General features: G+C 39.3%; 8 protein-coding genes. 4 read left to right on the top strand and 4 right to left on the bottom strand.

The genetic code is table 11. From position 1 onward, the window contains the following. Window positions 1-212, top strand: a 212-nt coding sequence (locus Q4600_RS17205) for a hypothetical protein (RefSeq protein ID WP_303524420.1), incomplete at its 5' end; no start/stop codon positions are given. Window positions 213-603: 391 nt separating this feature from the next. Further along, entirely contained in the window at window positions 604-1,878 is a 1,275-nt protein-coding gene (locus Q4600_RS17200) for a CinA family nicotinamide mononucleotide deamidase-related protein (RefSeq protein WP_102527717.1), read from the top strand. 46 nt (window positions 1,879-1,924) lie between these two features. On the opposite strand, the gene Q4600_RS17195 is transcribed toward Q4600_RS17200, so the two are convergent. Further along, window positions 1,925-3,106: a flagellar assembly protein T N-terminal domain-containing protein gene (locus tag Q4600_RS17195; protein WP_102527716.1), complete on the bottom strand. Its 1,182-nt coding sequence runs from the start codon at window positions 3,104-3,106 to the stop codon at window positions 1,925-1,927. A gap of 3 nt (window positions 3,107-3,109) precedes the next feature. Next, window positions 3,110-3,838, bottom strand: coding sequence for a flagellar basal body L-ring protein FlgH (locus Q4600_RS17190; RefSeq protein WP_102527715.1), 729 nt, complete (start codon window positions 3,836-3,838; stop codon window positions 3,110-3,112). A gap of 383 nt (window positions 3,839-4,221) precedes the next feature. Between Q4600_RS17190 and Q4600_RS17185 the strand changes: the two genes are divergently transcribed. Together Q4600_RS17185 and Q4600_RS17180 are read left to right on the top strand one after the other, a co-directional pair. Further along, window positions 4,222-4,950 (top strand): hypothetical protein, encoded by a 729-nt coding sequence (locus tag Q4600_RS17185; RefSeq protein WP_303517291.1) that lies wholly within the window; start codon window positions 4,222-4,224, stop codon window positions 4,948-4,950. Between the two features lie 100 nt (window positions 4,951-5,050). Continuing rightward, window positions 5,051-5,506 carry an LPP20 family lipoprotein gene (locus Q4600_RS17180; protein ID WP_303517290.1) on the top strand — a complete coding sequence of 152 codons (456 nt, stop codon included), beginning with the start codon at window positions 5,051-5,053 and terminating at the stop codon, window positions 5,504-5,506. A gap of 235 nt (window positions 5,507-5,741) precedes the next feature. Here the strand turns inward: Q4600_RS17180 and Q4600_RS17175 are convergent, their stop codons facing one another. Both Q4600_RS17175 and ppc read right to left on the bottom strand, forming a co-directional pair. After that, the gene (locus tag Q4600_RS17175) at window positions 5,742-6,278 is read right to left on the bottom strand and encodes a DUF1439 domain-containing protein (protein WP_102527712.1); all 537 of its coding nucleotides are present in this window, start codon (window positions 6,276-6,278) and stop codon (window positions 5,742-5,744) included. Further along, complete coding sequence (gene ppc / locus Q4600_RS17170) at window positions 6,278-8,926, bottom strand: phosphoenolpyruvate carboxylase (RefSeq protein WP_303517289.1); 2,649 nt, start codon at window positions 8,924-8,926, stop codon at window positions 6,278-6,280. Before ppc ends, Q4600_RS17175 begins: the two co-directional genes overlap by 1 nt. Window positions 8,927-9,062: the final 136 nt, after the last annotated feature.

Raw genomic sequence — 9,062 nt, 5'->3', positions numbered from 1 at the left:
CAGTAGTGAAACGCAATCGCGCCGATGATAGTGTGGGGTCTCCCCATGTGAAAGTAGGTCATCGCCAAGCGCCTAATACTGATAAAGCCCTAACACAATGTGTTAGGGCTTTTTCTTTGCCTAAAAAAAGTTCAACCGCGGGTTTAGACACATCAACAGTTGATAGTGCGAGCGATATGCCCATGTACCCTTACAAGGATAGTAAAAAATAGGTCATTGCTAAGCGCCTAATTTCTCTTAAATGAGAGCAGATAGCCCGTTACTTACGTAGCGGGCTTTTTTGTGTCTGGAATTTGAGTGAGTTCGTTAACGGCTAAAGCTAATAAACAATATGGCTAGAATGCCCATGAGCTCTTACAAGGAAATGTAGGTTATCGTCATGCGCCTAATTTTTAAAGAATAAATAGCTCAGTTAGTGATTTTGTGAGTGTATTTGTCTCTGTGATTTGAAGTTCGAAGATAGTAATTATTATTTAAAACCTTACTATTATGAATTATTCCCTATTAATCGTTGATGTTTAATATAGGTCAGCTATCTTGATAGGCAATTCAAAGGTTTTATATATTTGGCTTAGTTTTCAAGTCAGCATTTTAGGGAAAAAAATGAAATTAGAAATGATTTGTACTGGTGAAGAAGTTTTATCTGGCCAGATTATTGATACCAATGCTGCGTGGGTTGCAAACACCATGATGGAGTTGGGAATTGAGACTCAACATAGAATCACGGTGGGTGATCGACTTGAAGATCTTAAGAACGCCTTTATTGAACGAAGCCATCATGCGGACGTAATCATTGTTAATGGTGGCTTAGGACCTACTAGTGACGACATGTCTGCAGAAGCTATGGCTTTGGCTAAGAGTGAAGAATTAGTTGAAAATATCGAGTGGCGTGAGACGCTCGTTAACTGGTTTGCTCGTAATAATAGAACAATGGCTAAGAGCAATTTAAAACAAGCTTGGTTGCCTGAGTCGGCTGTGATGGTAGATAACCCCGTGGGAACGGCCTGTGGCTTCAGAGTTAAGCTCAATAAGGCCTGGTTGTTCTTTACTCCAGGCGTGCCTTTCGAATTAAAGCACATGATTAAAGAGCAATTCATCCCTTTTATCAAAGAAGAGTATGGCATCAGCGAGAATACGTCGCTTAAAAAATTACTCACAATTGGTCATGGAGAATCCTCACTAGAGGATAGTTTGTCACCATTAAATCTTCCAGATGGGATTACGTTAGGTTATCGCTCTTCAATGCCGCACATTGAAATCAAGATTTTTGCACGTGGGGACAAAGCAATAAGCAAACTCCCTAGTGTGACTAAAAAAGTTAAATCAATTCTTGGAATCGCGGTTGTAGCAGAAGACAGGCCTACTTTAGCCGCTGAGATCCATAATAGATTATATCAGTCTGGTTTCAGCTTAAGCATTGCTGAATCTTGTACTGGAGGGTTGATCACCAGTCAATTAATTGATTTTGCAGGCAGCTCTTCTTATCTTCATCATGGATTGGTGACCTACAGTAATGAATCTAAGGTAAAAATATTGGGCGTAAATCCGCAAATACTTGATGATTATGGGGCTGTTTCTATTGCCACTGTGGAAGCGATGGCGAGAGGAGCAAGAGATATTCTAGACAGTGATTTTGCATTATCTACCAGCGGAATAGCAGGTCCAGATGGCGGTTCTGATGATAAGCCTGTTGGCACTGTTGCAATAGCTTTAGCCACTAAGCACGCAGTATATAGTCAGATGATTAAGTTACCGAGCCGATCTAGGCAACTGGTGCGAAGTATCAGTGCCGCAATTGCCTATGATATGTTACGCCGTGCTTTGCTTGGTGAAGCTGTCATTGTTGATTACCCATCAATATCTCGATTTGCAAAGTAAATTACACCGATAAATGATCTAGTTCGCTAGATCGTTTATCTAATAGTTAAAAACTGGTTGTTGTGACGACATCGTATAAATCTACTTGGTGTTGATTTATGCCATTAACGTCTTCATTTTCTGGTGCTTTGAGCAAGCTAATTTTATTGCTCACTTGAATCACTTCCAATAACGTTGGTTCATCTGGTGGCATTAGAGTGGACATCACGGTATTTCTTAACGGTATATTTTTAAGCTTGATATGTTGAAAGATATCGCCTTTTTTAACGCCATGCATAGTGCCGATATTTATAGTGATAAACTCATCATCTCGATTTATTACCGTTGCTTTAGTTGCCTCACAACTCAATGTTTGGTTAATGTCTTGCGAGACTTTAAACAGAGTATCAACGATGGCTTTACCGTATTCACTTCGCCAAAATAAACTATTTGATAAATCAACTTTAGAGTAAGAGTCGAAGCTCCAACCTCCCTCACCATGGTATTCATCTTCTAGAAGTATGCTGTCGCTAATTCTATCGTACATAAACACTTTAATAGTGAAGTTACGCTTTGGGTAAATCGTATTGGTTAATAAAGCAGACTTTATTTCATTATATAAACCTATATCGCGTATATAACCAAAGACTAAATATTGGCTTTGAAATTGGCTATTCAACCTATGTGAGATACTTTGAATGGTCTTTAGATTTATGCTGTCAAAGCTGGTCACAGGCTTAAACACCATCTGAGGTATCAGTTCTTCAACAAAGACGCTTGGTTGGTTGCTGAGTTCGTTTTTGAATCTAGAGGCTACATGAAATGGCAAAGTGTATATATCACCAGGCGCAGCCTGTTCAGGGGTCATCAAAGGAAACTGGGCAATGATTAGCTGTTTGGAATAAGCATCTTTAATGCAATTCGATTTAGAATGAAGATTCACCTTGAGATTAACGGTTAACTTACCTGCGGTTATCGTTTCATTAAGAATGACAATCTCACTGATTTGCTGTTTCGATACAATATTGCTTTTACTACTCGTAAGAATGCCATCTCTTACCGTATTTTCGATACTAATGTAACTACTTGCTTGAAGTGAGGCGTTTTCAATTGCTTGTTCAATAGCTAATTTACGCACGTCATTATAATCATCACCGTCATAGGGAATTGATGCTTGGCCTAAATACCACTGTGCATAGGACATTGATGGTAAGCAGAGCATTAATATTGCACATAGTATTTGCTTCATTGATTAGCCAAACACATTAAGCAGTTTAGAAATTAGCGATGGATCTTGATTGTCTTGTTGCTCTCCCTTGCCACTGACTTCAATCACTGTATTTCCGACCATGCTTGAATCAATTGAATGATCCGAGCCAATATCTGTCACTCTAATTTCACCTGAAAAGCGCACATATTCGTCGCCTTTATTCAGTTTTAGCCACTTTTCCCCAGCAACGACTAAGTTACCGTTAGGGAGTTTTTCTCTTACTGCAACAGTAATGGTACCAGAGAGAGAGTTATTGTGATTACTTGCAGAGGAGCTATCAAAGCTTTTATCTTGAGAGTAATCGGCGCTGAGATTGTTCTCATCGATGTTGATATTACCAGCGGTAATATTGGGGGATAACTCGAAATCATTGGAGCTATCTCTGGTATAGCTAACTGATTTTTTCGACGTCATCTCTTCATTTAATCTGATTAAGATCATATCACCAATATCATAACGATTATTGTTTTGATAAATATCATATACGCTGTCAGGGTTAAATATTGAGCCAGTAATTTGCTGCGCCTGTTGAATATTATTATTTCTGACAGGGCGATATTGAGGATCCCCTTTCATCACTTCGTCATCCGTTTCAATAACATTAACTGTGGTGTTTTCTTTAGTCGGTACTTTTATTTCAGCGACTTCAGTCGTTGTACAAGCTGACATACTTAATAGAATGAATGCTGCAAACGTGATTGTTAATTTCATTTCTGAACAACTGTGTTGAGGGTTTTATAAATTTTAACGTCAATTGAACTATGATATCTATCTTCTACACAGTAACTTCATTATCTTTACGCTTATTTACTAATATTAATGTTATTTGTTACTAACTATTGATATATATTGTTTGTGTGAGGTGTTGCATCTGTTTTAAAGTTTTTATATTTGAAAAGTAATATATGGATTTGTTGTGGATATATATTGTTTGGTGGGGTTTATACTTGCTTGCTATTAACTGTGTCATTTGTATTGGCTTTGTATTATTAATTGTATACTATAAATTTGCATGTGTATTTATATTTAAGCATGTTTTTGATGAATGAAATATTTTAAAAGTCTATTCTAACTTTACTTGGTTAAATACTATTATGACTCAGCAAGAATCTTTGTCTGCACTCTCTAGATCAACTGAATTAATCAAATCTGATACAATAATTCAATCCCAATCGAGTAGTGACTCCGATACATTTGCTGATATTCTGACAAGTGTCTCTAAAGTTAAGAGTGTCGGCAGTGCTGTGCTTGACTCTAGTTCAACCTCTGAAATATTTTCGGTAGACTCTTTGCAGCAACAAATACTGGCTGAGACTGGGCTAGGTAATTCAAGTATCTTATCGCTAAATATGAATAGCAGTATGATTACGGAGTTACAACAAGGCTTATTATCATCATTACAAACCAGTATGCTCAAAACTGCTGTCACCAATGCAGTAGGCGAAAATACATTAGTTTCAGCTAAGGTCAGTTCCGAAGAAGTAAGCTCGCTAAAAAGTAATGCGACACCAGAAGAATCTAATATTGGTGAGGATATTTATAAATTCTCTTTTGGTGAAGACGGTTTTGATCAAAAAGATGTTATCGATTCAGTGAATATCTTAAATCATACCCCAATATTATCTTATATTTATCAAGAAACCACCGATACTGAAATAAGCCCAGCTTCGACATTAGCAGGTAGTTTAATTTATTCTGATTATGTTGGTGCAGGTTCTACAGCGATTAAATTAATTATGGATTATTTTACAGAAACTAATGCTGGGGGTATTGCAGCAGGAGTTAGTTCTTTTCTTTCAGATGATAATGATAAAGGTGCTTAATATCTTTATTGCGTAGAATCGTGCAGTGTTTAATTCACGGGTTAAGTATATTCTATTTGTTTTTTTGATTTATTTATGAAATATTCTATTGGTAATTAATATGAAAATAATACTTCTTATGACTTGGTTTATATTAAGTGGTTGTGAAGCTTTAAATAGTCAACCAGCGCAATATCAGCCAACTGATTTTCCTGTTTTAAATGCTGTAGGTTATGCACCTATTGAGAAGCAACCTGCAGAAATGCGTTCAGAGCAGATTTTAATGGCTATGGAAGCGTCAAAAATCTTGGCATATAGAGAATTAGCCGAACAGGTCTACGGACTGCAGCTTAATTCGCAAACAGCAATACAAGGTCATTCGCTGAATAATATCGCCACCAAGATTAAAGTTTCTGGTGTGATCAAGGGAGCCAAAGTGGTCAAGACTTATCCGATAGACGGCTTTTATGTCACCGAATTGGAGCTAGATTTTAAGCTAGTGCGAGATTTGTATATGCAGTCAGAAAACCCTGTGCACACTAGCACCTTGGTGGTTGAGCCGGTCAAAAACTTTTAATCCTTTCGATCTTTGATTAATGTGGCTAGTTTTTATTGAAAGTAGACGATGTTTTGTTAATAGAACTTAGCTGCTTACTTTGAGTTTTCATGTTACCGGCGTTTTAGTTGCAGGTGTACTTTGTCACTTAGTTGCTCATTTTTAACATGGTTTTCTCTTCCTTTATGGGATTACTGACATAAAAAAGCGCCAGTTGGCGCTTTTAAAATAACGTAGGTTAGTTCAAATTAAAATGTTAGAACTTAATCACGATTTTACCTTTTTGTACTTCAATGGCTTTAGTCATCGAAGCCATTAGTGCTTGATTGGAGTCATTGGTGTCGAGCACATAGACGGGCTGTGATTCCAAAAACGTTCGCAAAAATATCATTAATTGTGGCGTAATCGGTTTAAGCATCTGTTCAATATCTGCAGGCTCAGATTTAACGCTAACCAAGTCGAGCTTCTTTAGAAAGATGCTTTTACTTTCTACGTCATACCATGGCTCTGCTTCAAAAGTGATTTCCATATCTGCTGAGATTGACTTAAAGGGATTTTTTACCCCCATCTCAGTTAATGCAGTAACAGAAATAGTATTTGGTTTATGACCTAATTCTACTTCCATATCATTGAGCTTAAGTTGTAATCCGAAGATTTGATTACCTTGAGAGACCTCATAATGCATTTCATTATTAAGATAATCTTCTACTTCCGACTCAGTGATACTGTACTGACTAGCACAGCCAGTCAGTAACAACATGCAACAGATTAGTATTGTTTTGAACAATGTCATTATCCTGTGTTTCTCATTCCTGCTGCTACACCAGCAATGGTGAGCATTAGTGCTAACTCCACTTGCTTTGAAGCTTGTTCTTCATTACGAGTACGGCTTAGCAGTTCTGCTTGTAAAAAGTTTAGCGGGTCAATGTAAGGGTTACGAAGCTTAACTGACTCTCTATTCCACGGAGTATGCGACATTAACTCTTCTGATTCCGTTAAAGATAATACTGCTTCAGTACCTAATTGTAGACTCGTACGGAGCTTTTTACCTAAATGATGTAAATCTTCTGGGACCAGCGTGCTTTCATAGTATCGTGCTAGGTTAGGCTCTGCTTTCATATAAACCATTTCTAGCATTGATATGCGGGTTTCAAAGAATGGCCATTGTTGTTCCATTTCTTTTAAAAGCTCAGTTTCACCACGCTCATTTGCCGCAGTTAATGCCTCGCCAGAGCCAAGCCAAGCAGGTAACATCAATCGGTTTTGTGACCATGCGAATATCCAAGGAATAGCGCGAAGGCTTTCAATCCCGCCATCAACTCTTCTTTTAGCTGGTCGGCTACCAAGAGGCAGTTTACCTAGCTCCACTTCAGGGGTTGCAGCTCTGAAGTAAGCCACAAAATCAGGCTCCTCACGAACGATTCCGCGATAAGCTTTAACTGAGTCATCCGCAATACGCTGCATGCAATCACGCCATTCTTGTTTTGGCTCTGGAGGAGGTAATAAAGTCGCCTCCATTACAGCTGATGTGTAAAGCGCTAAACTTTGTACGGCAACTTTGGGTAAGCCGAATTTAAAGCGGATCATCTCACCTTGTTCAGTAACTCGGATACGACCGTCAACTGAGCCCGGAGGTTGAGACAAAATTGCTTTGTGAGCTGGCCCGCCGCCACGACCAATAGAGCCACCGCGGCCATGGAAAAGCATTAGTTTAACGTCAGCTTTTTTACACACAGCGACGAGTTGTTCCTGAGCATGGTATTGCGCCCAAGCTGCTGCCATGACACCAGCATCTTTCGCTGAGTCTGAATAACCAATCATTACTTCTTGCATACCTTTGGTGTAACCACGGTACCAATCAATATCGAGTAATTTTGTCATACAGTCAGCGGCAGTGTTTAAATCGCTTAATGTTTCAAACAATGGCACTACACGCATTGGATGCTGGCAGCCCGTTTCTTTTAATAGCAATAATACAGCTAGCACGTCAGAAGGTTTACTCGCCATTGAGATAACGTACGAGCCCAGTGCCGTAGCTGGTTGAGTTGCGACTAGCTGACACGTTTTAATGACTTCTTGAACGTCAGCAGAAGGCTGCCAAGCAGAAGGGATCAATGGGCGACGACTGGTGAGCTCTCTGAGCAAGAAGGCTTGTTTTTCATTTTCGTCCCAATGGTCATAATCACCCATGCCTAAGTAGCGAGTTAGCTCAGCGATGACATCGCTATGACGTTCGGCATCTTGGCGAATGTCTAGTCGCAGCATATGAATGCCAAAACAGGCTAAACGGCGCAACATATCGAGTAATAAGCCATTGGCTATTAAACGCATGCCTGACTCTGACAAACTGCGATAAAGCAATTCAAGTGGCTGTTTTAAATCATCTAGTTCCCATACCAAATCATTATAGTTTACGTCGACTTGATGGCCTTCAAGGCGCGCATTTAGGTAGTCAATCGTGTTACGGAGTTTATGACGTAGGTGCCTTAATACATCGCGGTATGGCTCTTTACTGTTTGGAACGAGTGCCATTAACTCAGCGTTGGCATCTTCCATGGAGAGTTCATTAACCAATGAAACTACATCCTTTAAATATAATCTTGCCGCTGCATGGCGGTTCCGTAAAAGGACTTCCTCAGTCACGACGGAGGTGACAAATGGGTTACCATCTCTATCGCCACCCATCCAACTTGAGAATCTAACAGGGCAAATATCTGCTGGAATTTGTTGACCTGTTTTAGCTTCTACGTGATCATTTAATTGGCGTAAAAAGTCAGGTACTGCCTGCCATAGAGAAGCTTCAATAGTGCTTAACCCCCAGCGAGCTTCATCGACAGGTGTTGGTCGCTCATTACGAATTTCATTGGTATGCCAAATTTGGGCAATCAATTGACGTAATCTTAAATGAGATTGATTTCTTTCTCGCTCTGTTAATTGCTTATTTTCTTGCTCAGTTAGGCAATCGACAACGGCCGAATACTTTTGAATTAATGTTCGGCGGGAGATTTCTGTTGGATGCGCGGTTAACACCAAATCAATATCAAGTGTCTTTAAGCAATTGATAACATCTTGTTCATTGGCATTACTATTAAGCATTCTTCCAAGCAACTGCTCTACTGGGTCGGGCACACAAACTAGCTCGTCACAGTTACGGCTTATGGTGTGAAATTGTTCTGCAATATTGGCTAGATTTAAGAATTGGTTAAAGGCTTTCGCAAAAGGAACCAGTTCTTCGTCTGGTAAGGAATTCAATAAAGTGAGCATTTGCTGTCTTGAGTCAGCGTCGCCTTGGCGGGACTCTTTTGCAAGAATACGGATTTGCTCTACTTTTTCGAGAAATGCTTCGCCAAGGTGATCACGCATCGTATCACCCAGAATCTGCCCTAAGCTACTCACATTCGAACGCAAAGAAGCGTACATGTCGGCGGTTTGCTCTGCCATAATTACTCCATAAGTTAACTTAATTAGCCGTTACAATATCAGACTTTAGCTAGCACAATAGCGAGGTGCGAGGGTATCGGTCAATGGCTTCTTCTATTAATTAAAATACATAATCGATTAACGCTGATGTTCATCA

The sequence above is a fragment of the Shewanella sp. 2_MG-2023 genome, assembly GCF_030548905.1.
Lineage (GTDB): Bacteria > Pseudomonadota > Gammaproteobacteria > Enterobacterales > Shewanellaceae > Shewanella > Shewanella electrodiphila.
This window is presented reverse-complemented; position numbering and strand designations above follow the sequence as displayed.